This is a genomic window from Chitinophaga tropicalis (assembly GCF_009758205.1).
GTDB classification, from domain to species: Bacteria; Bacteroidota; Bacteroidia; order Chitinophagales; family Chitinophagaceae; genus Chitinophaga; species Chitinophaga tropicalis.
Map to the genome: position 1 here is coordinate 1,407,287 of NZ_WRXN01000001.1, position 22,789 is coordinate 1,430,075.

Annotated in this window: 17 protein-coding genes; 10 read left to right on the forward strand and 7 right to left on the reverse strand. The window is 40.4% G+C overall.

What is annotated here, in order from left to right:
- Window positions 1-13: 13 nt before the first annotated feature.
- A complete protein-coding gene (locus GO493_RS05970; RefSeq protein ID WP_157305176.1) occupies window positions 14-1,114 on the reverse strand; it encodes an acyltransferase family protein in 1,101 nt (366 codons plus the stop codon).
- A gap of 197 nt (window positions 1,115-1,311) precedes the next feature.
- Here GO493_RS05970 and GO493_RS05975 point away from each other — a divergent pair, with 197 nt between their 5' ends.
- Both GO493_RS05975 and GO493_RS05980 read left to right on the forward strand, forming a co-directional pair.
- Window positions 1,312-2,382 (forward strand): sensor histidine kinase, encoded by a 1,071-nt coding sequence (locus GO493_RS05975; protein ID WP_157305177.1) that lies wholly within the window; start codon window positions 1,312-1,314, stop codon window positions 2,380-2,382.
- Window positions 2,379-3,077, forward strand: a complete 699-nt coding sequence (locus GO493_RS05980; RefSeq protein WP_157305178.1) for a LytR/AlgR family response regulator transcription factor — start codon at window positions 2,379-2,381, stop codon at window positions 3,075-3,077. Before GO493_RS05975 ends, GO493_RS05980 begins: the two co-directional genes overlap by 4 nt.
- Before the next feature lies 1 nt (window position 3,078).
- On the opposite strand, the gene GO493_RS05985 is transcribed toward GO493_RS05980, so the two are convergent.
- Window positions 3,079-3,651 (reverse strand): Crp/Fnr family transcriptional regulator, encoded by a 573-nt coding sequence (locus tag GO493_RS05985; RefSeq protein ID WP_157305179.1) that lies wholly within the window; start codon window positions 3,649-3,651, stop codon window positions 3,079-3,081.
- A gap of 102 nt (window positions 3,652-3,753) precedes the next feature.
- Here GO493_RS05985 and GO493_RS05990 point away from each other — a divergent pair, with 102 nt between their 5' ends.
- Window positions 3,754-4,506, forward strand: coding sequence for a type 1 glutamine amidotransferase domain-containing protein (locus tag GO493_RS05990; protein WP_157305180.1), 753 nt, complete (start codon window positions 3,754-3,756; stop codon window positions 4,504-4,506).
- 118 nt (window positions 4,507-4,624) lie between these two features.
- On the opposite strand, the gene GO493_RS05995 is transcribed toward GO493_RS05990, so the two are convergent.
- Complete coding sequence (locus GO493_RS05995; protein ID WP_157305181.1) at window positions 4,625-7,579, reverse strand: glycoside hydrolase family 9 protein; 2,955 nt, start codon at window positions 7,577-7,579, stop codon at window positions 4,625-4,627.
- A 384-nt stretch (window positions 7,580-7,963) separates the two neighbouring features.
- On the reverse strand, window positions 7,964-8,719 hold the full coding sequence (locus GO493_RS06000; protein ID WP_157305182.1) for a hypothetical protein: 756 nt from the start codon (window positions 8,717-8,719) through the stop codon (window positions 7,964-7,966).
- Window positions 8,720-8,822: 103 nt separating this feature from the next.
- Between GO493_RS06000 and GO493_RS06005 the strand changes: the two genes are divergently transcribed.
- Window positions 8,823-9,575: a CHAD domain-containing protein gene (locus GO493_RS06005; RefSeq protein ID WP_157305183.1), complete on the forward strand. Its 753-nt coding sequence runs from the start codon at window positions 8,823-8,825 to the stop codon at window positions 9,573-9,575.
- Window positions 9,576-9,891: 316 nt separating this feature from the next.
- Here the strand turns inward: GO493_RS06005 and GO493_RS06010 are convergent, their stop codons facing one another.
- Window positions 9,892-10,635 (reverse strand): hypothetical protein, encoded by a 744-nt coding sequence (locus GO493_RS06010; protein ID WP_157305184.1) that lies wholly within the window; start codon window positions 10,633-10,635, stop codon window positions 9,892-9,894.
- 295 nt (window positions 10,636-10,930) lie between these two features.
- Here GO493_RS06010 and GO493_RS06015 point away from each other — a divergent pair, with 295 nt between their 5' ends.
- From GO493_RS06015 to GO493_RS06030, 4 genes are all read left to right on the forward strand, one after another.
- The gene (locus GO493_RS06015; protein ID WP_157305185.1) at window positions 10,931-12,295 is read left to right on the forward strand and encodes an SMI1/KNR4 family protein; all 1,365 of its coding nucleotides are present in this window, start codon (window positions 10,931-10,933) and stop codon (window positions 12,293-12,295) included.
- 184 nt (window positions 12,296-12,479) lie between these two features.
- Window positions 12,480-12,935 carry a MaoC family dehydratase gene (locus GO493_RS06020; RefSeq protein WP_157305186.1) on the forward strand — a complete coding sequence of 152 codons (456 nt, stop codon included), beginning with the start codon at window positions 12,480-12,482 and terminating at the stop codon, window positions 12,933-12,935.
- 772 nt (window positions 12,936-13,707) lie between these two features.
- On the forward strand, window positions 13,708-16,293 hold the full coding sequence (locus tag GO493_RS06025) for an HD domain-containing protein (protein WP_157305187.1): 2,586 nt from the start codon (window positions 13,708-13,710) through the stop codon (window positions 16,291-16,293).
- A gap of 112 nt (window positions 16,294-16,405) precedes the next feature.
- On the forward strand, window positions 16,406-17,065 hold the full coding sequence (locus tag GO493_RS06030; protein ID WP_157305188.1) for a hypothetical protein: 660 nt from the start codon (window positions 16,406-16,408) through the stop codon (window positions 17,063-17,065).
- A 310-nt stretch (window positions 17,066-17,375) separates the two neighbouring features.
- On the opposite strand, the gene GO493_RS06035 is transcribed toward GO493_RS06030, so the two are convergent.
- A complete protein-coding gene (locus GO493_RS06035) occupies window positions 17,376-18,233 on the reverse strand; it encodes a hypothetical protein (protein ID WP_157305189.1) in 858 nt (285 codons plus the stop codon).
- Between the two features lie 230 nt (window positions 18,234-18,463).
- Here GO493_RS06035 and GO493_RS06040 point away from each other — a divergent pair, with 230 nt between their 5' ends.
- Both GO493_RS06040 and GO493_RS06045 read left to right on the forward strand, forming a co-directional pair.
- Window positions 18,464-19,555 (forward strand): hypothetical protein, encoded by a 1,092-nt coding sequence (locus GO493_RS06040; RefSeq protein ID WP_157305190.1) that lies wholly within the window; start codon window positions 18,464-18,466, stop codon window positions 19,553-19,555.
- Between the two features lie 2 nt (window positions 19,556-19,557).
- Window positions 19,558-21,525 (forward strand): hypothetical protein, encoded by a 1,968-nt coding sequence (locus GO493_RS06045; RefSeq protein WP_157305191.1) that lies wholly within the window; start codon window positions 19,558-19,560, stop codon window positions 21,523-21,525.
- A 91-nt stretch (window positions 21,526-21,616) separates the two neighbouring features.
- Here GO493_RS06045 and GO493_RS06050 read toward each other — a convergent pair whose 3' ends face one another.
- Window positions 21,617-21,841 (reverse strand): helix-turn-helix transcriptional regulator, encoded by a 225-nt coding sequence (locus tag GO493_RS06050; RefSeq protein WP_157305192.1) that lies wholly within the window; start codon window positions 21,839-21,841, stop codon window positions 21,617-21,619.
- Window positions 21,842-22,789: the final 948 nt, after the last annotated feature.

The following is a 22,789-nucleotide window of genomic DNA, read 5'->3' on the forward strand; positions in this document are numbered from 1 at the left end:
AGGGGAATTTTTTTCATAAAAACAGTTTATTCCTGAGCCGTAAGAATGGTTTTTCAATAAACAGGTTGAGTATCAGGCCCGCCAGAACAGAAGTGATGATGCAAAGCACAAACATCAGGTTGCTGTCTTTCTCAATGTGCAGCTTTGACAGGGACAGTTGTGTCAGGTGTATGGTGATCTTATGTAGCAGGTATATTGCGTAAGACAATATCGCCAGGCGAGAGGCCGCTGGCAGCCGGAACTTATACAGGATACTTGTGTTACTCACAGCCCCCAACACCATTACCCCATATCCCAGGTCTGTCAGTGTAAACCCATAAACGGAAGCATGAAAGCTTTCAGTGTCAGTGCAGACAAACCAGGCTGCTGCCAGGATAAAGATGCTTAGAAGCAGGTAGCCGTTGCCATAACGGCTGATGCGCTCCTTTAATGCTGGTCTGAATTGAAATACACCGGCAATAAAGATGCCCGTGAGCAGACCATCCAGGCGGGTAAAGGTGGGATAGTAGATCCATTTGTACCAGTTGATCCAGGCTTCGCCATCCGCAATAAAAGGGCTTACCTGGTAGTGCCAGTTATATGCACGTATGAAAAATCCTCCCAGGAACAGTATCAACAGTAAGATCCATCCCCTTTTTATCAGCCTGAAGTAAGAGAGCAGGATAAGTACCAGGGGAAGCAAGAGGTAGAACTGCTCTTCTATGCAAAGTGACCAGGCATGGGAAAATGTACCCTGGTAACGAAGGTCAAGCCCAAGGTTCTGCGTAAATGTCAGGTATTTCCATAATGGGGCAGGGGCTTCCCTTTCCCTGAAAGAAGGTAGCAGGAAGTAAACGGCTACTGTGAACAGATATGCCGGTACTATCCTGAAAAAACGTTTGAGGAAGAAGTCTTTAAACGAAATGCCATCTTCTGTTTGCAGATCTGAGAATAGTTGAGAGGCAATGAGATAGCCGCTTAATACAAAGAAGAGGTCTACGCCTGTCCATCCGAAGGCGCCTATGGCAGTCACCCATTGGGGGGAAGGGAACAGCCGTCCGTAATGAAATAGAAAAACCAGTATAATGGCCAGTGCGCGTAAATGGTCCAGCCCGTTCAGCCGTTTGTCAGACATGTGTTTTTTTGCGCAAAAGTATTCCTGGTATAGAATGGAAGGGTACCTGTAAGACAGATACAGGCTGATGGATGGCAGAAGCTGCAGAACGACTGACAGGATCAGCTGATACCCTTTATTTGTGAATTGAGGGGGTATTTTCGTGAATCGGTCGTTGCTTTTGCAGAAGTGTGGTGAAAATTCAATATTTGCTGCCTATGGGCGCGCTGTATGCTTTTTTGAACTATTGCAGGAAACACCGGTTTCAGTCGCATGTTTTTTTCTGGATAGGCGTGTTTATCTTATCTGCCGGCACCAACTATTTCGGAGATACGTCCTGGACGCCCGTTCCTTCAATGATCTATGCACTTGTGCTGCTGCTTATCCAGATGCCTGCTACCTACTTTTTAGCCTATTATATCCTTCCCCGGCTAAAGAATATTTTCACTATCCTGGTCTGGTTGCTGAGCGCTTATATACTGGCAGTACTGGCCAGGGTGCTGATAGTATATGTTGCAGAGCCCCTGATAACCCTGTTTACGAACTGTGTGGTGGAACCGGGACAGGAATCTTTTGCAGAGATATGTCTTGACCTGTATAAGCTGTTCAGGGTATATTTCTATCACACGCTGGCTATCCCCTTTGTATTTCTGGCTATAAAGCTGTTCAAAAACGAGAATGAAATGCGGGAAAGAACGCTGCAGCTGGAAAAAGAGAAAATAGGGACTGAGCTTAAACTGCTGAAGGCGCAGCTCAATCCTCATTTCCTGTTCAATACACTTAATAATATCTATTCGCTTTCCCTGGATAATTCTCCCCATACTTCAGGCGCTATCTTTAAATTGTCGGAGATACTGGATTATATCCTGTATCGTGGTAACCTGGCTTTCGTACCTGTAAAGGAAGAGGCTGCGCTGATAGAAAATTACTGCGGACTGGAACGTTTACGATATGATGATCAGCTGAAATTCGATCTGCAGATCAGTATCGAAGAGAATGTGGAGATAGCGCCTTTGCTGCTGGTATCTATAGTGGAGAATGCCTTTAAACATGGAGCCAGTGAGGATATGGGCAGTCCGCAGATAAGCATTTACCTGAAGGCTACCTCCCGGCATATACAATTTGATGTGATCAATTCTGTAGCTTCGGGCAGCCAGGCAGGTAAGGAGGAGCGGATAGGATTACAGAACCTGAAGCAGCAGCTGGAATTTATTTATCCGGGAAAGCACATATTACAGATATTGACAGATAACGGTTATTTTCGGGTACATTTAGCGATAAACTTATGAAGGTAAGATGTTTGCTGGTAGATGATGAGCCTTTGGCAATTAAACTGCTGGAGAAACATCTTCTGCAGCTAAGTAATTTTGAGGTGGTGGCTACCTGTTCAAACGCAGCAAAGGCATATGAAGTGCTGAGGACTGTAGATATTGATCTGCTGTTTATGGATATCAGGATGCCACAGCTTTCCGGTATAGACCTTCTCAAGACTATCAGAAATCCTCCTCCTGCCATTCTTACCACTGCTTACCGGGAATTTGCATTGGATGCCTACGACCTGGGCGTGATTGATTACCTGCTTAAACCCATTTCGTTTGAACGCTTTATTAAGGCTATTGACCGCTTCTGGAAACAGCAGCAATCGGCCCCTGTAAATGTGGGGCCATCAGAAGATCCTTACCTGGTAATAAAATCGGGCAATAAATACCAGCGTATTCCTACTGCCGATATTTATTATATCGAGAGCCTGAAAGACTATGTTAAGATCTTGACGGGTGAGAAAGAGATCGTTGCCAAATACAAGATCAGCGACCTGGAGGCAGAGATCAGTAACCGTGGCTTTCTCCGGACCCATCGTTCTTTTATTGTGAATATGCAGAAGGTCACGGCTTTCTCTGCTACCGGTATTGAGCTGGGAAAATATGAGGTCCCTGTGGGAGTCAGCTACAGGGAGCTGGCCAGGAAGGCGCTGAAGTTTGAATAACTCAGATCTGTAAGCGGCTCAATGTCTCTCTTGAAACCCCTATATATGCAGCAATAAGCGCTTTGGGAACGCGCTGGAAAAGGGAGGGATACTGCTCCAGCAGTTGTTTGTACCTGGATTGGGCATCATTCTGAAGCAGGGCCATTACCCTTTTCTGCATGCTTAGAAACCCGGAGGTTATTTTCAACCGGCTGAAATGTTCAAATTTGTGCATCTCTGCACAGAGCTTATTTCTGTCTGCCGAAGACATGCAAAGCAGTTCAACATCTTCCAGGCATTGTACAGTAAAAGAAGACGGCTCCTGGGTATGGAAGGAGTGATAGTCAGATACCCACCAGTTTTCCATGGCAAACTGCCAGATATGTTCTTTCCCGCTGTCATCTGCCATAAACGTTTTCAACAGTCCTTTCACTACAAAGTATTCATACCTGGAAATCTCTCCGGGGTGGATAACAATAGAATGTTTTCTCAGTTTTTTAAGCTGAAAATGGGAGGATATGTACTCGAATTCTGCGTCAGTCAGAGTTATCAGTTCCTCAAAATGTTCTCTGAGGACTTTATACGGATCAGTCATAAGCCTTTGAAGTGCCGCCTGTGATCTACCTCACACCAAAAGAGTGATGTATGTCCTTGTACCGGGAGGGCGCACTGACCTAATTTTGTAAAAAAATAAAATATGATAACGAAAATCAAATATGCGCTTGTATTATTGATTTTAACAACATTACAGGTTTTTGGTCAAACAACAAAAAAGGTACTTATCGTTGTTACCTCGTTTGGTGAAGTGAAGAATGTAGGTAAAACAGGTTTATGGGCGGAAGAACTGGCTACTCCCTATTACCTGCTTACAGAAAAAGGAGTGCAGGTAACTATTGCCTCTCCTAAAGGAGGTAAGTCTCCGATTGACCCCAAGAGCCTGGGAGAGCAGTTTGCAACACCTTCAGTTAAGAAATTCATGGCAGATGCTGCCGCTCAGCACAAGCTGAATAATACGGTAGCTCTTGGTAAAGTAAAGGCACAGGATTATGATGCTGTCTTTTATCCCGGCGGACATGGTCCTATGTGGGACCTTACCGATGATGCCCGGTCCATTGCCCTGATCCGTACCTTCTCTGAACAGGGGAAGCCGGTAGCCCTGGTATGCCATGCACCTGCAATATTGAAGAATGTGAAAGATAAAAAGGGCGAATACCTGGTTAAAGGTAAAACAGTGTCAGGCTTTACCAACAGTGAGGAAAAAGCAGGTGGCGCTCCGGCACTGACACCGTTCTCCCTGGAAGATATGCTGAAGGAAAGAGGTGCGAAGTATGAGAGAGGTGCAGACTGGGCCCCGTTTGCAGTACAGGATGGTTTGCTGATAACCGGCCAGAACCCTGCATCTGCAGAGCTGGTGGCAGAGAAGATCATAACTGCGTTATCTGTAAAGTAAAATCAGTTTTGCGCCGTGAACCGGAGGAAGAAAAACTCCGGTTTATATAAGCTGAACAAAAAGAGCTGTCAATACTGACAGCCCTTTTTGTTTGTATATCTTTCTGTTTTAAAAACAATTACTGTATCATCAGCTTTGTGCTCATCACTTTTTTATTCTTACTGCTTACATCAACATGATAGATGCCGGCAGGTATAGAAGAATCGATAGTAAAGAGCTGATTGGCTTTAGCACCCTTCCTCATTACTACTTTACCTGACATGTCAGTAATAGTTACTATCACATCAGTAACAGCAGTATTGGATAAACGGATAGTAAAGCTATGCTGTGTAACAGGGTTAGGATAGATGGAGCCGGAAAGTTTTCCTTCAGCTGTATTATTTGTGAGAGCCCTTCTTGCACCGGATTCTGTTCCATTAGCCTCAAAGTGCGACCAGCCATACTGTCCAACGTAATGAACATAGTAATTGCCGTTCACTCTGGCCGGCATACTGTTAGACCAGGTATTGGTATAGTTAACACCGTTGATCTCCAGCAGGCTCAGGTTCCAGGAGTTGATGAAAGAAATATTACCTGAAATAACGAAGCAATATTCTCCCGCACCTTCTTTCTGGAATGGTAGTGTAACAGGGGAAGGATTATCACAGTTGCCCTGGTTGATAACCTGTGTGAAGTTAGCAGTTACCGACTTGTTGGCGTTTACCATTATAGTAGCAGGGTTGATGGTATCTGATACGGCTCCGCTCCAGTTGCTGAATTTATATCCGCCTGATGGAGTAGCTGTCATAGTAACCTGTGTGCCTTCTGCATAAATACCTCCTGCAGGATTGAGCGTAACAGATCCTGAGCCTGTTACGGCTGTAGTAACTGTGTATTGTTTAGGTACTACAACATTGGTAACGGTAATGTTAGAACTGGCGGTGAAGCCTCCGTCTGCAGTAGTAGCAGTGATGACAGCAGTACCCTGTGCCAGCGCTGTTACAAGGCCAGTGCTGCTTACAGTAGCAATGGCAGGAGCGCTGGAACTCCAGCTTACGCTTTTATTGGTAGCATTGGCTGGCGCTACAGTAGCGGCAAGCTGTAAAGTGTTGTTGATATTCAGGGAACCGGTAGCAGGGCTTACGCTTACACCTGTAGCAGGTACTACAACGCCTGGTGTTGGGGTATTGCCATATACCAGCGTATTATCTACATAAAGAGGAATGTTGCTAACCTCTTTGAGGGTACCGTCAACACCTTGAGATGACCAGTCGTTTGCAGGGTTCCATGCAGAAGCATTTGCTTCATAGGGAAGGCGTATGCGTATCTGTGATTCTTTCCTTGATTCTCCCTGTCCGCCGGGCCAGATCTTGATACTGGAGTTGAAAGTCACTTCAGTATAATAGATGCGGCGGGCAGAATCCCATGGCTGTAGCTGGGTAAAGGTAACATCAGCGTTGTTGGATGAAACCACGTAGCTGGCGGGAGTGTAGCCGGCGGTTACCCCTTCTGAAATATCAATAAATAAACGGAAGGTGTGTTTGGAAGCAACACGTGCCGGCCAGGCGGTATGGTTGTTTACCCAAACAGACCATTCGGTGTAAGTGCTTCCGCTGCCATTAAGTTTAGCTTCGATCAGGTACTCGCCGGTAGGTGTTTCGGCAACCGGGAAATTAGCCAGTGGTGTTCCGCCATAGTCTTCAACAAACTTTGAGAGCAATCCTGAAAAAGCAGCGTTATAGTCGCACGCAACTTCGTTGTTCACATAGTTGGAACGGTCGTCTGTGTAGGCGTCGTTATTTCCGGGCCCACCTACCAGTGCGCCGTATAAGATATGCCTTGTTACAGCCGGGGGACCATTCTGGTTATTGGTCCAGCAGCCATGAGCTGTACGGTGATGCGGATTGACAGGAGGATTGTTACCAAAGCCACATACATAGCTGCGGTTGTTGGGATTGCTACCCAGCGCATAGTTCATTTGCGCTTTCGCAAAGTTATAGTACTTAGTTCCTTTAGCTGTTGTGGTAGCGGCATCCTTATAGTAGGCGGCCAGGAAGCTGGTATTGACAGCATATCTTAATGCGCCCCATACGTCCAGGAATGCAAGCCCGCCGGGAGTATAAGTAATACGTTGTCCGTTATAGCCATCTGTCCAGTAATCGAGGTGCCTTTCTATATCTTCTTTGTATTGGGATTTACCTGTCAGCTTTGCCAGCAGGGCGTAACAGCCAAAGGATTTATCATCCCAGGCAATACCCCATTTATAAGACTTGATAGTGCTCTGCGGCTCTGAAGACAGGTTCGCATAATAGCTCTCTGCTTTTGTCAGCCATGCTGCATCGCCGGTGGCGCGGTATAACCATATGGCGCCCCATACCAGTTCGTCATTGTAACCGCTGAAGGATTGATAATATCCGGCAGCATCGGTGATGGAGCTGGAATATTTTCCGCGATAGTTATCAGCGAAGTTGTATAACTGTATAGCGTGGGTGAGCAATGTGGCGCTGTACGTGGGATCGTCAGTTTTAAACACCATACTGGCTGCTGCCATCGCTGCTGCTGTTTCTGCAGCAAGGTCAGAGCCCGGATGGGTCTGATCTATCTTATAAGCGGGGCGGGACATGGCCATTACTTCTGCAGAGCCCCACCAGGCGTGGTCGGTACCTCCATTGCCTACCTGTCCGTATAATTCGTTGGGTGCGGTATGGCAACGTATGAAGTAATCATTTACAAAGCGAAGGTTGCTTTTCAGGTATTTCATTTGTCCGGAGGTATTATAACCTGCAGCAAAATCGATACCTCCCCACGCCAGCATAGTAGCAGAAAAGGCCATTGGGAAGTTGAATTTGACATGGTCGCCGGCGTCATACCAGCCGCCTGTCAGGTTCTTGCCAACATCGCTGCCGTCGTTCAGGGCAGAGTTGGCACGCCAGGTTACGCGGTTATCCGAAGGGAGTTGCCCGGATCGCTGGCATTCGTAGAAGAACATGGATTTTTGTAATGCTTCCGCATAATTGAAGGTTTGTGCATGGGTGAATTTGAGGGACACCATTAGCAAAATGGCGGTAGCTAAGATGCTACATTTTGTTTTCATAGTCTTTGAATTTTGATGGTCTTTTATAGGTTTTTACAGAAAGATAAAAGCGTATACCGCCAGCAGCACGATTATATGTTAATGCCTGTAACTATGGGTTTTCTAAAAATAAGTGTTGAATTTAAAGTGGGTTTAGTGGTTAATACCAAAGGCAATAAAGGGTCAAAGGTTCACTGTTATCAATCTTCAGCCTTTGGCAAGGTGAACAATATGGTTTTGTCAAATTTAAAGAAATTATATACGATAAACAAGATTTATTGGAAAGGGAAGTGTACCAGTTCGTGATATTCAATGTAGGGAAACCGCTCAAAGGATCGATCTCACCTTCAGCGAAATCGATCCTTTGAGGGTGGCTTTTGGGGGCTGCGTTCATGCAGATTGTATTTAGAGCGTTTCTTCAGTGCTATAAACACGCTGTATTTGGCCATTTGGCATTTGCAGTATTAATTCCTTACCGGAAATACCTGCAATGTCCCAGAACTGTCCTACTCCGTTATCATCAATGATCAACAGCCGTTTCCCGTTATCGGTCAGTTCCCAGGTCCCTTGTACCGGTTTAGTAAATCTACGTGTACATGTACCATCGTTCCTGAATTCATACCAGCTTTTTTTGAACAGGAGATTTCCAATACCGGAACGGTTTTCAGGACCGCCGGAAAGGTCTATGGTCTTTGAGAAGAACCATTTTTTAGCAAGCTGGCTTTTGTTTGCCTTAACCAGCGGTTTTTTATTTACAGCCGGCTTTTTATCAGCAGCCAATGAATCCCGGGTATTTACATAAGAAAAGATGTAGCTGCCTATTGATAGTGAAAGCGTATCTGTTGAAGCCCTTGTTATTTCATAGGAAATAATACTGCCCTCATCTCTGAGAAGGAGTAACTTATTTCCTTTCAATAGCCAGTCGCCGTAGGTATAAGAATCTTTTTCAAACTCAATAAACCTGTTGTTGGCAGTGAATTGTTTGAAACTGTTTTTACCTGCTAAAAATGCCATAGCTGTTTGAGAAACGGTATCCATTTCCGGCTTCATTAAGACATTGTTTATGGACCATTTTCCAGGTAATTGTTTCAGTATCTGTCCGGATAAATGGAATTGGCTCAGCGAAAGTATAACAGTAATAAGCAGTATAGGGTATTTCATGTAATTAATTATTGTGTTGTAAAATAAAGAAAATCTTCCTGTCAGGAAAATCATGGGATCTCCTTTTGCAGCACAGGCGGGGAATTAGTGCTAACTTTGAGGTATGCTTAAGAGAAAACGGCAACGGCAATATCTCCTTAAAAGACAACTGGATATACAACACCAGCTGCATGACTTTGCCGAATCCGGAAGCCAGGAAGCATTGCATAAACTGCGTGTGGAGGTAAAGAAAATAAAGGCAGTCATAAAATTATATAAGGGGAGGAAAACAGCTATAGAGTTGAAGTCCGTCAGGGAAATGTTTCATCATGCGGGAATGATCCGCGAAGCGGGTATTAACCTGCAAATAGTAAAACAGTTCCATATCAGTTATCCTGCATTTACTGCTAATGCAAAGCGTATCATACAAAAGGAATCTGAGAGGTTCCGTTTAGATATGGCTCATTATGATAAGCAGATCAGGAGTATGATAAAATCTCTTACAAAGCTATTACACCCTATCAGGAATAGCGATATCAATGATTGGGTTACCCGGCAATTGAGGAAGATAGCTGCTATTGTAACTACATCATCTACAAATAAATTTCATAGCGCCCGTAAGAGAATAAAGAACCTCATATATGTGCATGGGATATTTCATAAACGGTTAGCAGCTGTATTGCCGCTGAATATTGATTACCTTGGCCAGATGCAGGATGTTATTGGTAGATGGCATGATACGGAGGTAGCCGTTGAGCTGCTGGGAGCTCATCCTTCAGCGAACATTGGTAAGCTGCAAAAAGAGAAGGATAAGGCAGAAAATGCTATTCATACTATTAGTGATAGATTTTGGAGTAAGGTCTTTAACGTGTCATAGCTGAATAATGAAAAAAGAAGCTGCACAGCTTTTTTTTATTGTAACGGTATCTGCTTATTGCAGGGAGGGATATTACCCTGGTTGTATATAGCTACTATCCAGCTACTATCTATATAGTATAGTAGGAGTAAACGTGGACATGATACGGATGTGACCTTCAGGTATGCAGTATGAGTAAAGTCTACCAGGAAGGGGTATAATGGTATGTCTGGCCAAGGGAAATACAGCTGCAGAGGTGTTCTGCAGGCAAGTGGGATGAGAGAAGAGCTCAAAGGACAGGGGCATTTACCAGTATCATCTATAGGGCCGGGATGGTTTATTCCCGCAGGATGATGGATGGTTGTGAGTGAGTGTAGTTAGTGTATAATATATTTTGAGGCTGCGGATATACCTGTTTGTGAAAGACCGGCAGCGTTTGAGGTAGTTGGACGGCAACAATATCGGCAGCGAGGTACCTGGTGTTGCGGGAAGGGATATTATCCTGCACGCCTCTTACCTGCAAGGTTACGACCAGGGCACCTTTACCCGGTATATCTACAGAGACTACCGCACCGTTAAAAGATTCATGAAGGTCTATGACCAGGACATTGCTTTCTGTAGCTACGACCTGGTGTGTGGCAAAATTGATACGCGTTACGATCACTTTTGCTTCCAGGGAGGTAATACCTTTGCATACAGGTAATGTTTGCGCGGGAATGTGCAGGATGCCATCCGCAGATAGCTGAGGCGCCTGGATAAAGAACCTGTCTGTTCCGGTATGTTTGTTGAACCGGAAGCCAGTTATGCTTTTTATGTTATTGCCTGCGGATGGAATAAGTATTCCTGTTAGCCGGTTGATATGACTTTTGTCATGGCAAACGTCTAATTCAGAATAGAAAGCATGGCGGATGAGTGCTCCCTTTTTGCTGGCCATGCCAAAACGTTGGGCAGCACGACGGGTACCTCTGGTTTGCCGGACAATTTCCGGCATGCTACGCAGGAGGAATTTTCCGTTGCGCCTATAGCCGATCAGGTTACCGAGTTTACCGGTGAATGGGAGTATGGAATTTTGTTGGGCCATATACAATGGAACTGGTTTTCATAAAGATAGGATTAATTGCTGAAGGTATTGGGCAGTGTGTTATGGGGTATCATCCTTGTAATTATAACACTGAATGTTCGATTTGCAAGGATAAATCTGGATTTTTTCTCATTAAAAGTATTGTAAATCATTTAGTTGCGGTTTTTCGTTCATCTTGTATTAAAATGATGTAGAAAAGATCGCCCCAGCTTTTTTCTGTATAGTAATTTATGGATTTGAATTACTTAAATTGTATGTTTAACCTCCATTGTATGTAAATAATTTCGCAAAGGATATGGCATTATTTGAAGATCAGGTACAAAGAATAAAAGATAAACTTTCCCAGGCCCGAAAAAGAGATAAAGATTTAACGGTATTTGGTGCAAGCAATCATAAATACCGAATAAATGATCCGGCAACTGCAGAGAGGGTATCAAGACTGGAAGAAGAATACGGTATTGAATTACCAGACTGCTACAAATCCTTTATACTGCAGGTTGGAAATGGCGGTATTGCATATCTGAATTCTGCCGCAGGACCTTTTTATGGAATTTATCCATTGGGGGAAAACATTGACGAGCTTATTGGAGATAACACAGAAATATACCTGAGGAACGATTGTATCATTTATCCTGGAATGTCTGACGAATATTGGCAATCATTGAATGTGAACATTGATAATGATGATATTTCAGATGAGGACTATGAGAAAGAGAAGGGCAAAATATTTGGGGGAATTCTTCCCGTAGGATCTCAGGGTTGCTCATATCTTCACGGAATTATTATAAATGGAAGATACCGGGGGCGTGTAGTAAATCTATCTGCAGACGGACAAAAGCCTAAATTCACTTTTGAGAACAATTTCCTGGATTGGTACGAACGATGGCTTGACGAAATTATTTCGGGAGAACTACTGGACGATGGCCCTGGCTGGTTCGGCTATTCAATGGGAGGGCCCGATTCAGCAATGATCCATCTATTCCTGGAAACTAGCAGCATTCAACAGAAGGAAGATTGTTTAACAGGTATTTTAAGTAAGAAAAAAATTGAAGCGGTAACAATACAAATTGTTGAAGAACAATATGTGAATGGCGCCGATGAATTTAAAATGGAACTGCTTCAAATACTTACCAAATTTGCATATGAAAGAGCAAAGCCCTACCTGGTTCAACTGGTCCGGACTGATTTAGGATCTGTTTGTAAGTTTGTTCACTGGTATGCGAAAGGCAAAAGTGCCGAATGGTTATCCTTGATCAGTGAGTATATAGGAAGTATTGATGATGCTGAAGATTTCAGGTTTTGTACCTATATACTGGTTGGAACAAAGACAGATTTCGGCCATCTGATCGTTCCATTCACACAAAAAGATGATGAGAAAATACGGGTAACAGCATTCTATACACTAGGACAATTAAAAAATAAAAGTGATTTTTTAGACACCTTTATAAAGGGATTGAATGATCACTCAGATCAGGTCATTCATATAACATTGCAGGCACTTTCTGATGTACGTAGTAAGAAGCTCCTGGAACACTATAAACGGATCGCTGAAAAATTTCCGGAGGAGAAGAATTATATTCTGGCAAATTTAAACTATAGGTTGGCAGAATATGGGTTAACCAATAAGACCATTCTGACCAGAAGCGATATAGGGAATTAGGGCGGGATAGCGTATTGAGTAGATGAACCTGGTAACAAAAAGTAACAATTATCTTAAAATAAATGGAAATGTTATAGCGCTTAGAAGCAGGAAAAACAGGAGCATGTTATAAATTCGCGTATCCTGATAACGATACAAAGTATCTTCAGGTTCTTATATCTTTGAATACTAAAAGGAAAAAATTATGGTAATCGTCAATAGTTTCGCAGAATATCAAGCGTACGAGGGTAAAGAAATAGGTAATTCTGAATGGCATAAAATAGATCAGGAGCAGATCAATAAATTTGCAGATGCAACGCTTGATCATCAATGGATCCATTGCGATGAGGACAGAGCAAAAAATGAAGGACCCTTCAAAACCACCATTGCACATGGTTATCTGACGTTGTCGTTAATTCCTTATCTATGGAAGCAGATTGCAGATATCCGCAATGTTAAAATGGAAATAAACTACGGTATCGAGACTTTTAAATTTGGTCAGGCAGTGCTTGTGAATGACGAAGTTCAATTGAATGCGAAACTTAAATCTATAGTTGATTTAAGGGGTGTCACAAAAGTGATAATTACTGCCACTCTCAATATTAAAGGTAAAGCCAAGCCGGCTTACACGGGTGATGTGGTGTTTTTATACCATTTTTGATCCAGGTAAACCGTGCTATTGTGCAGGAAACAAAAAAGGGACAACACATCTGTATTGTGTTTTTTATAATGCTATTAATTTCCGGAATAAGTGAATCGTATTTGTTAGGTGCGCCAGGGGACAGTTGTGCGATAACTGATAAGGGTAGCAACAAAACCAAGTAGAAAATAGTCTTCATGTTGAAAAGGGAGAATAGTCTATCTTCTAAAGTATACTTTAATTATCGTTTCTCATAGTCCAGGTAGAGGGGAGGAAATCCCGGAAGCGGCTAAAACAAAAAAGGAACATCATTTGATGTTCCTTTTCTTCGTACAACGGGCCGGACAAGTGTCGAACTGTTGGGTGGAGGATTTTAATGACACTATATCCAAGGCGGTATTGGAAAGGTGAAATTGATTACAATAGCTTGACTTGGTCAAGTATGTGTGCGTCATAGTTTTGCATTTATATTATTTAGTTTAGGTTGTCGTCATTATTTTATTTATTTCCTTTTTTTCAGTCGATTTAATATTCAATTATAAGTTGTAACTTATAATTAAGGCATTTCAAAAATGGTCTTAATTGCTAATGGCATTTGTTGCCAATTTAATCATTTCATTATGAGGTATATACGTTTATAAATTTTAGAAGAAAGCGTAAAACACGCATATTTTCTTCATCAGAGTGTTTCGTAATTCATTGTGAATGAGCTGAATGAATTATGCAACAATGCCATTGCTAATTGACAGTATGTAAGTATAGATCTTTGTAAGATAATATATAGGAAATAATTATGTCTAGGGAGAGAATTGAACGAACTTCCATATGGAAAAGGACCCTTGGAGAACAAAAAAAGGACGTCTATAAAAATGAGAGGGAATCTTTAAGAAATGCTTTTTGGGACTTTCGGAGAAATACAGATCGTTTGGTGTCTCGAGTCTCGTCTACTTTACCCGGGTTAACACAACATGATATAACCCATTTGGATGCTTTATGGGAAACTGCTAGTTTGATAATAGGTGAAGATTTTCCGCTAACTCCCTTAGAGGGCTTCGTGTTAGGTGGTGCCATTTTGTTGCATGACTCTGCTCTGTGTTTTGAAGCTTATGAAGGAGGAATGGATGGTTTGAGGGAAACTGATCAATGGAAGGATGCATATGTTGACTTTAAGGAATCGGCTGAACTTTCGGATGAGGAAATCCGGCACATGGCGGATTTTTCGACGTTACGTAATTTGCATGCTAGCCAAGCAGAGAAATTGCTCGAAAGGAAATGGAATTTTTCAGGATCAGATGATTTCTTTTTACTTGAAAATCAGGTATTGAGAATTCATTTGGGTGAATTAATTGGGAAATTGGCCTCGAGTCATCATTGGGACTTAGAGAATGTCGTAGCATCCTTTAACACTCAGGTAAATGCGCTCGCACAATTTCCACGAGAATGGAGAATTGATCCTATAAAGATTGCATGTATACTTCGATGTGCGGATGCTGCACATATTGATAATGAGAGGGCACCAGATTTTCTAATGGCTTTATTGAAGATCAGTGGTATGTCGTTGGATCATTGGAAAGCTCAGAATAGATTGGCAAAAGTTGATATAGATCAAAATGGGAAAGATAGGGACATGTTATTATTTACTTCGACAGTAGGATTTAAGGAAGAAGATGCAAAGGCTTGGTTTGTGGCATATGATGCAATTAACCTCGTAGATAAAGAACTGAGAGCCTGTAATAATTTATTAGAGGATAGAATTGAAGGTGGGTTTCAGGTGAAAAGTGTTAAAGGAGTGGACTCTCCAAAAGTATTATCTCAGTATGTTAAAACGGATGGTTGGCAACCAAATTCGTCTATGTTACATGTAAGTAACATAGAAAAACTTATTACTAATCTCGGGGGAGAAATGTTATATGGCGTAGCTTCTAATCAATTGGAAATTGTGATCCGGGAGTTAATTCAAAATGCGAGGGATGCAGTTAAGGCAAGAGAAAGTTATGATAAGGGTGTCTCGAGTAAGGTGTCAATTAAGATAATTGCCGAGGGAAATGATATTTGGTTAATATTGGAAGATAATGGTATTGGAATGTCAGAAAGAGTCTTAACTGGTCCCTTACTTGATTTTGGAACAAGTTTCTGGACTTCTAGCCTTATTCAATCTGAGTTCCCAGGGCTCCGATCATCAAAATACAGATCCATTGGCAAATTTGGTATCGGCTTCTACTCTATTTTTATGATTTCCGATCAAGTACATGTTGCTTCAAGGAACTTCAATTTGGGAATCCATGAGGTAAAAACATTGAAGTTTAATACTGGCTTAACATTAAGACCTATTTTATCAAGGGGAAGGCCAGAAGATTTTGGCTCTTCAATTTCGACACAAATTAAAGTAAAGCTTAAACCACATATTATCGATAAAGATTTAATGGTGGAAGTAAAGCCTGGTTTGGCAGATATAGCGGATTTCCGGATGCCCTTAGATAAGTTTATCGCCTCTCTAGCAGTAGGTTTGGATATTGATCTCTTTTATAGCTTTGACAAAGAGGAAGAAAGGATTATTCATAGAAGTGTGTCTAAATTGATTGCAGATAGAAGTATTGAAGCTGTCGGGGCATGGTTGAAGGATATTTCTCTTTTAGGCTTTGGATCATACTTTGAAAGTTCCAATAACTTGAATAATGTTATTGAGAGACTTGAGCCTATTATTAACAATGAAATTTTATGTGGATTCGCAGCTATAAATACTCTTCCTGATCGGCATAGCGGTTTCATGGGAATCAAAGCAATTGGGGGGCTAGCGCTATCTGCTCAAGGACGACATGATCAATTTATAGTTGGCTATATTAATTATATTCCCAATTCAGCTAAGAGAGACGAAGGGAAATTTTCAGCTCCCGTTGATGTTCTCCAAAACTGGGCATCAAGGCAATTGGCCTTATTATTAAAACAAACATTATTGCCAGAGGAAAGGTACTATAGTGCGTCTGCTTTATGTCAATTTAAAATAGATCCAAGTCCTATTGCAACCGTTCCATTACTGGCTGAAGGTACTTTGATATATAAAGATATTGATGAGCTTGCGATTGAGGCGAAGTATAAAAGTATCATATTTTTATTGTCTGGGTTCAATGGTCAGTTTATTGAAGCATTTCATAATGTTACTGGGGTTCCCAATGCTTTAATAGTGAAACCATTGTCCACCGGGGATTTTATTTCCGTTGTTTTGGAAAATGGAATTCCTCGAAATGATTACAGTATATTGGATTGTTTGTATCGACGAATTTTGGCAAATAATTTAAGGCCAATAATCGTAAAAAGAGAGAATGTATGTAGTAATTTATTCGGTAAACCAGTTAACGCATTAATGATCTCAGCGGAGTAAATTACTTTCTAAGTTTTAATACTTGATTGACCGTGTTATATTGTGGAAATGAAGTAAATAATATTCATTATCGTCTTTGCACTTAGTAACTTATAAATATATGTTTCCCTTTATGAATGAAATATTGCAAAAGGCAATCTCTATTGTTGTTACGTTTGTGATGTTTATCTATTCTTATATTTGGATATATCGAAATCCAGCAGAAATAGAACCACTTATATCGACCATGGGATTAGGACTGACTTTGATCCTCCAGTTATTTGGTTGGCGCCCCAAAGGTAAGATATACTTATTGTATGATGCCCCTGATTATGTTACTCAGGCAGTTCCTAGACTTTTTGATTTTTCAAAAGATCAATGTAGAATTCTCATAAAAGCAGAGAATACAAGACGTGAATATTGGCGAATCGGTTTAAAAATGCGAAAGTTGCCAAATGTTCATATCCATCCGCACTTGGAAACAGGGTATTTACTATTTTCTATAGAACAAACTGATGATCAGATTCGTTTGGCCTTACATGGTGAAGATGGCCTGCCTATATTTAATAATCATACAGTCATAACTAATTTTGATAATGATACCGAAATTTTACTAAAAGTTTCAAAAGATTTTGGACATATAAAATTCGAGATATCTAGTGACGGTCAGCTGCTCGAAGCGGTTAGTGTATCCAGTGATTATCGATATGCTAGGCTGATTTCTTGGGGAGACAACAAGTTTTACAAGTTGAGTATTGAAATAAAGAATTGGTTCTATCTTTTTTATGTATAACACTTTGAAAAGGATTCCAAAACCTTGTAATACTTTTGCTCATATAATACTAGTGGATATGAACTCCAAATATTGATAGATCAATTGTCATTTTAGTTCGATGTCTGCTGTAGCCGAATTAAATGGGGGATTGAACGCAGTTTCTTTATTTACGTCACGATATTTTAAAAATTCAGAATAGCATATCTAAAGGGTGTAATAGAAAATACAGCTTCTACTATGAGGGCTATCTGCATGAAGAAATACATTAGCCCAGCATAAGTTAGTATGAAGAAACTTTGACACACATTGGTTAATTTTAAATAACCAACTACGGCATTTTTTCAAAATCTCCGTTTTGAAGACGATAAGTTTGTGTATATTGTTGTTGTTGATCGTCTCTATATCGAACAGTGAGTGTCATGCCTTCCATGTAAATAGGATAATCCCGTCTCAGTTCTATATCAGCATCCTTCCAAATCCCTTCATAACAACTTTCTGCTCTGGCTGTCAACGAAAAATTAGAAAGTGGTTCCAGATTATTTATATTAGGTAAGCTAGTTATTTCATCAAAAGAAATTTCACCGAATTCCACAGCTACATTAAACATTTCCCTTCTTGAATTATTGTAAAGACGAAGTTCATAATTCCAATCCAGATCCCAATGAATAATGATTGGATCTCCCACGTCAACGAGAATCACCTGCCGCCCCTCTACCTCTGTGAGGGGATTCTTATGGCTAATGCCTCGACGAAACCGTCCTCCATGTGTCCAAACTAATTCTACATCCATGTAAGGTACCGGCTGTACGATCTGTTCCTGTTGTTGAGCTCTTCTGCTGGTGACGATTGCTCTGATTCTGCCTTCCGCTTCCGCTTTCCACGCCATCAGTAGATCCACCGGAAAAAGAATATCATCGACATCAATCATTCTTGCGCAGTTCTGGCAAAGCCATATTCCATTTGAAATATCCGAACGTTGTTCAGGAGTCATATTAGGGTCATAGCGAGGCCCCCCTGGTGCAGCTGCTTTGATATGTGCTGCTACACCTATTCTCAATACCCCATCAGGATTAGTATGTGCTGCAGTTGTATTGATGCGACAAGTCGGGTTTGAGCAAGTCGTACCGACACGAACTTCTAAAGTTCGTATCGTTTTAGGTGTAAATCCATCGCGAGAACGTGCCATGTTGATATTTTATAATAATGAATATAACAAAAAAATGTTACGATGAATATTATGTTCAAGACTAAATAATAGGCTTACACGAACAATCTGTTAATTGCCATATTGTAGCGATGATGCTCAAACGGTTATTATAACTGGAAAATGAGATTTGTAATGTTGTTCTCTGTCTGTATTTACAGACGTTAGAGGATTGACTATATTTTAGTATATTCGATAGAACTATTAGTTCAATGGGAATACGCAAAAGGAATTCTTTAAGGAATAATGTAAAGTCACGAATTATATCAAAATATCCTGAAATTGCACCTCATAACTTTGGATGGAGAAGGAAGATCGTCAATTTGCTGTTTTCTAAGAAGGGATATTATCTTGTAATTCCGTTTGTTTTTGGATTACTTTGTCTGCTTACTTTTAGATTCCCATTTTTGGACGTTATCGTTTTTAATGATGGTACAGGTGCTACAATTATTGATCAACGGACATCAAATGTAGCAACTATTATTAGTATGACTTTAGCCGTTATTGGGCTTTTACTTAGTAATCTCGCAATAAAAGATTCGAAATCATATAGGATGGCCTTTGTAAAATCAAAGTTATATTTTATAATTTATTATACATTGTCTGTCATAGTCTGTTTGATAATTATTTCCACACTTCGAAATACATTGTCAGTGGATTGGTTTGATCGTTTCGTTCTAGCCGGGACGTATCTGGCAATCACGATACCTATTGCTATCGCTTATTTATTTGGAACCATTATTAACTTTGCAAGCTCTGACTCGATAATGGCCCGTTTTAAGGAAGAGTACCTATCTGAAATAAAAGCAAAAATCTACATTAAACTTTTAACTGATTATAGTAGGACTGATTTTGTTGTATTAATGAACAAGCTGGACATTAAGGAATATAAAGTTGACTGGGGAAATGTTCAAGATGTTACTGTTGTAGACGAAGATCCATTCATATCGGTGAAGGATGTCCTTATTCAGGATATAGATTTACCTAAGCTAGAGGGTATTTTGACGAAGTATCGAGGTGAAACGCAGTTATTTTACACCATTGAACTTTCCATCAATATTGCCACTAATGAGCATCAGAATTATATCTGGCCCAAATTGAAAAGGAAGAATGGGAAAAATGTTGATTTGTCAAGTTGTGTTTCAGTTGTTAATCCTAACAAGCAGTTAAAGGTAGATAGTGAATTCGAAGACTATTTTCGTGATAAGCTTGATGAATATATAAAAGATAACAAGCCCCAAAAAGTCAAGGAGATACTTAATCTTTTTGACGATATATATGAATTGCAAATGAAATGCTTATAACCATGGCTCGCTCTACCAATTTTTTAGAAGGAATCGATGGGCAAGTATGGTCATCGACTCAAAAGGCAATCTCCTCAAACTCAATCGAGAATGTCGAGGCTTTTATTTCTTTTTTTCGTTCAATTATTCGTAAAAGTGTTGACTACCGAAAGCTCCAGTATTTTCAGCAGTACATATTTTTTCCTTCTCGGATTTATATTGAAATAACAGCTAAGTCGACTGGATCGACACTATACTCTGGATTAGCAAACACAATCTTGCCTATATTACCGTTACATCTTAAAGAAGTAATATGGTTTGAATTAGGCTTTTATTCAGAGAATGCCAAGACGACTGATGAGAAGGAGCTTTTAAATCAATTTTATTATCACGCATTTGTTAGTTTTAACGATTTCTTTTATATTCTATCCCGTAAGCAAGATTGGGCGTTGTTGAAAGTTGCGTTGAATTATTTTCAACAACTTCCCAATGAGATCTTTGATGATTTATTTCAGAAGAGATTAGCGTTGGATGACCTTAAGAGATCGAATGTTGACAGCCAGAACGATCAGCAAATTAAAGTCATAAGCAAAGAACTTGAAATCACAGGAAAGTTTGCTGAATATAAAAGGCGCACCTTGTTAGCTCTCCGTTATTGGTTATGGTTTCTATACGCAGAAGACCTAATTAAGCCGGAACAGTTGATGGATATTTTTACCGAGTTAAATGAATTTCGCTACAGTCCCGATGATGAGGTGGCCGATTTGCTATTTTTCCGAACCCAAGATCTTCGTAAATACATGGGATGGGAGAATTGGGACTTTACGGCTCGACCAGACGGAAAAATTTACTATCCTCCAATGGCATCCGACTGGATGACAATGGGGTTTCTATTGGATCGAATAGTTAATAATAATGCGCGCTTTGAAACTATAGCTGTTCCTACCGAATTGCTTGGAAGTGTGAAGGATTTAAAATTATCATTTAATGAGGAGGCTAATCGAATTTTAAATGATTTTACAAGATGGAATAAGATTTTTTCGCTTTCTAATAAACAGGAGTTTTTGGATCGATTGGATGCGTTACTTAATTCGGTGGCAAGGGTAGAAAGGAGAGTTATAGGAGAAAAGGAACGTAATATTGCGGATGCTGCTTTAAGCCCCCAAAAAATTAGTGATTTTCAAAACATAGTCGCCTCGGAATGGAAAAAGCGATCTGTTATTAGAAAGCTTTTCTTGCATTTCCAAAATCGAGAAGATATTGGAGATTCAGTAATTGAATTAAAGAGATTAGGTCCTTATGTCTTTTTGGAGAAAGGAAAAGTTGCTTTTATTGACGGAGCATATCACCAGCCTATTCATGGTATTGAACGTCTGGGGGCGGATGTGGCGAGAAATGAAAATTCACTGTTTCTTACAGTTGTTACTAAATCAAATGTGCAGAAATTAGAGGGGCAGTATGTTTGTGATTTACTATTGGCAGAAATAGAAAGCCTTCGTAAAGATGGAATCACACCTACTATTATTATGGTTGGTCGTGAATACTTATATCGACAGAATGACATTCGGAGTGCAACATCCTTTGATCCAGTTATTCCTCAGGAATTTATATACTTAGGTTTAGGCAACAACTTTATTGGGACATTTGAAGGCATCCCTATATTGGCATTACAAAATGATTTATTGGTTGGTACTTTTATTGTTGCAGATTTTGCTTCGGCCTTTTTAATGAAATGTAGAACGAATGAGCAATGGGTTGATAATGAACTGGCTGTATATGTCAAAATGGTGACTTCAGAAGTTGTTGAAGAGAAATATACGAAAGATCCTATGAAATGGAAGCAAACAGATGATGGCATTGAGTTGACTGAAGATGAAGCAAAGACCCTAATTGCGACTTCTATTAATATCGATGTCAAGACAATTGCTGACTTTTTTATAATGGATGCGGGTAGCTGCCGTATCGGCTATATTAAGGAAAAAACGGAGTGAGTTTATTATAGAAATGATTGGTATCCATTTAGAAATGAATGATTTATCATTTAATTATTATATACTTTTGGGTCTGTCGCATAAGAATTTGTTATTCCTTCAACTTATAGATTTCCGGTGTCACGAGAAGTTCGCAAACACCCACCTTCAAAAACTTCGCTATACTATATAGTGTTTCGACAGACGGCTGAGAACTATTAGTTGCCCACTTAGAAATCATCTGCTCCGACTTCCCAAGGTAAGCCGCCAATTCCTTATTGGTCTTTTTCTTCTCCGCTAATACGGCTTTAATCCTGTTATAATCTTTGATACTCATTTTTACTGGTTATAACCAAATATAATCATATTTAAATTGCTGGTTTTAAAAGCATTTATTAAAATTGTGTTTTAATAAAACAACTATATGGTTTAATAATTAAAATATTAATTTAATTTAGTGTGGTTTTGTTTTAATTTTAAGCATAACAAAAAACTTATTTCCCATGATTTCATTGCCCCCATAGTCTAACATGTTGTATATTTATCGCCCTTAATAGGAGATAAAAAATATTCATATTAGCGTATCGCTTTAAGTCTTGTCCTGAAAACTGGTAATTTTTACGACTGCAAGACATAGGTGAACCGCTCACGTTACGGCGTGGGCGCACTTATTCGCAGTCAGGTATACCAGTACCTCAGGGCAGTAGGTGTGACCTGCGCTTTTTCTTTTATACCTTCTTCTTTTCAGCAAGCACTCCTACCCACAACTTACTAGATCTCGGTTAATTGCCGTTCCTAAATGGCATGCGGCTTCTCTATGTCATTAACTCCCTTAAAACATGCAAATGTTAGTACCGCCCAACTGTATTCCCAATGCTATACCAGAAGTTAGTACTGAAACAACTCGGCTTTTTGTTGGAATGCTCGCCCATGAACTGCGAACACAGATAGCTGGTATTTGTACTGCCAGTAATATTCTTTTAGAGGAAGAACCAATTGATAGGGCCTTTTACCTGTCATGTATTAATTCAATAAGTCTGAATGTATTGCAGGTATTGAATAACATGATGGCATCAGCAACTATTGGAAGTGGCACTCTTGACATCAAGCCCATACTTACGAACATCCAAATTCGCAAATGGCTTAAATCTCATATTGTGTAAATTCCGGTGATGATACCCCCTCGTACCGGTGATGGTATCCCCTCTAAGAAGAGCCAAAAAAGAAAGAGCGTTTTAAGATTTCAAAGATAAGATATGGTCATTAGTAAGTGCTATTTTTTCTT

What these genes read in the sequence shown, in the direction of transcription:
- GO493_RS05990 (WP_157305180.1), top strand. Translation starts at nt 3,754, where the DNA reads ATGATAACGAAAATCAAATATGCGCTTGTATTATTGATTTTAACAACA.
- GO493_RS06035 (WP_157305189.1), bottom strand. Translation starts at nt 18,233, where the DNA reads ATGGCACGTTCTCGCGATGGATTTACACCTAAAACGATACGAACTTTA.
- GO493_RS05985 (WP_157305179.1), bottom strand. Translation starts at nt 3,651, where the DNA reads ATGACTGATCCGTATAAAGTCCTCAGAGAACATTTTGAGGAACTGATA.
- GO493_RS05995 (WP_157305181.1), bottom strand. Translation starts at nt 7,579, where the DNA reads ATGAAAACAAAATGTAGCATCTTAGCTACCGCCATTTTGCTAATGGTG.
- GO493_RS06025 (WP_157305187.1), top strand. Translation starts at nt 13,708, where the DNA reads ATGTCTAGGGAGAGAATTGAACGAACTTCCATATGGAAAAGGACCCTT.
- GO493_RS06015 (WP_157305185.1), top strand. Translation starts at nt 10,931, where the DNA reads ATGGCATTATTTGAAGATCAGGTACAAAGAATAAAAGATAAACTTTCC.
- GO493_RS06050 (WP_157305192.1), bottom strand. Translation starts at nt 21,841, where the DNA reads ATGAGTATCAAAGATTATAACAGGATTAAAGCCGTATTAGCGGAGAAG.
- GO493_RS06040 (WP_157305190.1), top strand. Translation starts at nt 18,464, where the DNA reads ATGGGAATACGCAAAAGGAATTCTTTAAGGAATAATGTAAAGTCACGA.
- GO493_RS06045 (WP_157305191.1), top strand. Translation starts at nt 19,558, where the DNA reads ATGGCTCGCTCTACCAATTTTTTAGAAGGAATCGATGGGCAAGTATGG.
- GO493_RS06000 (WP_157305182.1), bottom strand. Translation starts at nt 8,719, where the DNA reads ATGAAATACCCTATACTGCTTATTACTGTTATACTTTCGCTGAGCCAA.
- GO493_RS06020 (WP_157305186.1), top strand. Translation starts at nt 12,480, where the DNA reads ATGGTAATCGTCAATAGTTTCGCAGAATATCAAGCGTACGAGGGTAAA.
- GO493_RS06030 (WP_157305188.1), top strand. Translation starts at nt 16,406, where the DNA reads ATGAATGAAATATTGCAAAAGGCAATCTCTATTGTTGTTACGTTTGTG.
- GO493_RS05970 (WP_157305176.1), bottom strand. Translation starts at nt 1,114, where the DNA reads ATGTCTGACAAACGGCTGAACGGGCTGGACCATTTACGCGCACTGGCC.
- GO493_RS06005 (WP_157305183.1), top strand. Translation starts at nt 8,823, where the DNA reads ATGCTTAAGAGAAAACGGCAACGGCAATATCTCCTTAAAAGACAACTG.
- GO493_RS05975 (WP_157305177.1), top strand. Translation starts at nt 1,312, where the DNA reads ATGGGCGCGCTGTATGCTTTTTTGAACTATTGCAGGAAACACCGGTTT.
- GO493_RS05980 (WP_157305178.1), top strand. Translation starts at nt 2,379, where the DNA reads ATGAAGGTAAGATGTTTGCTGGTAGATGATGAGCCTTTGGCAATTAAA.
- GO493_RS06010 (WP_157305184.1), bottom strand. Translation starts at nt 10,635, where the DNA reads ATGGCCCAACAAAATTCCATACTCCCATTCACCGGTAAACTCGGTAAC.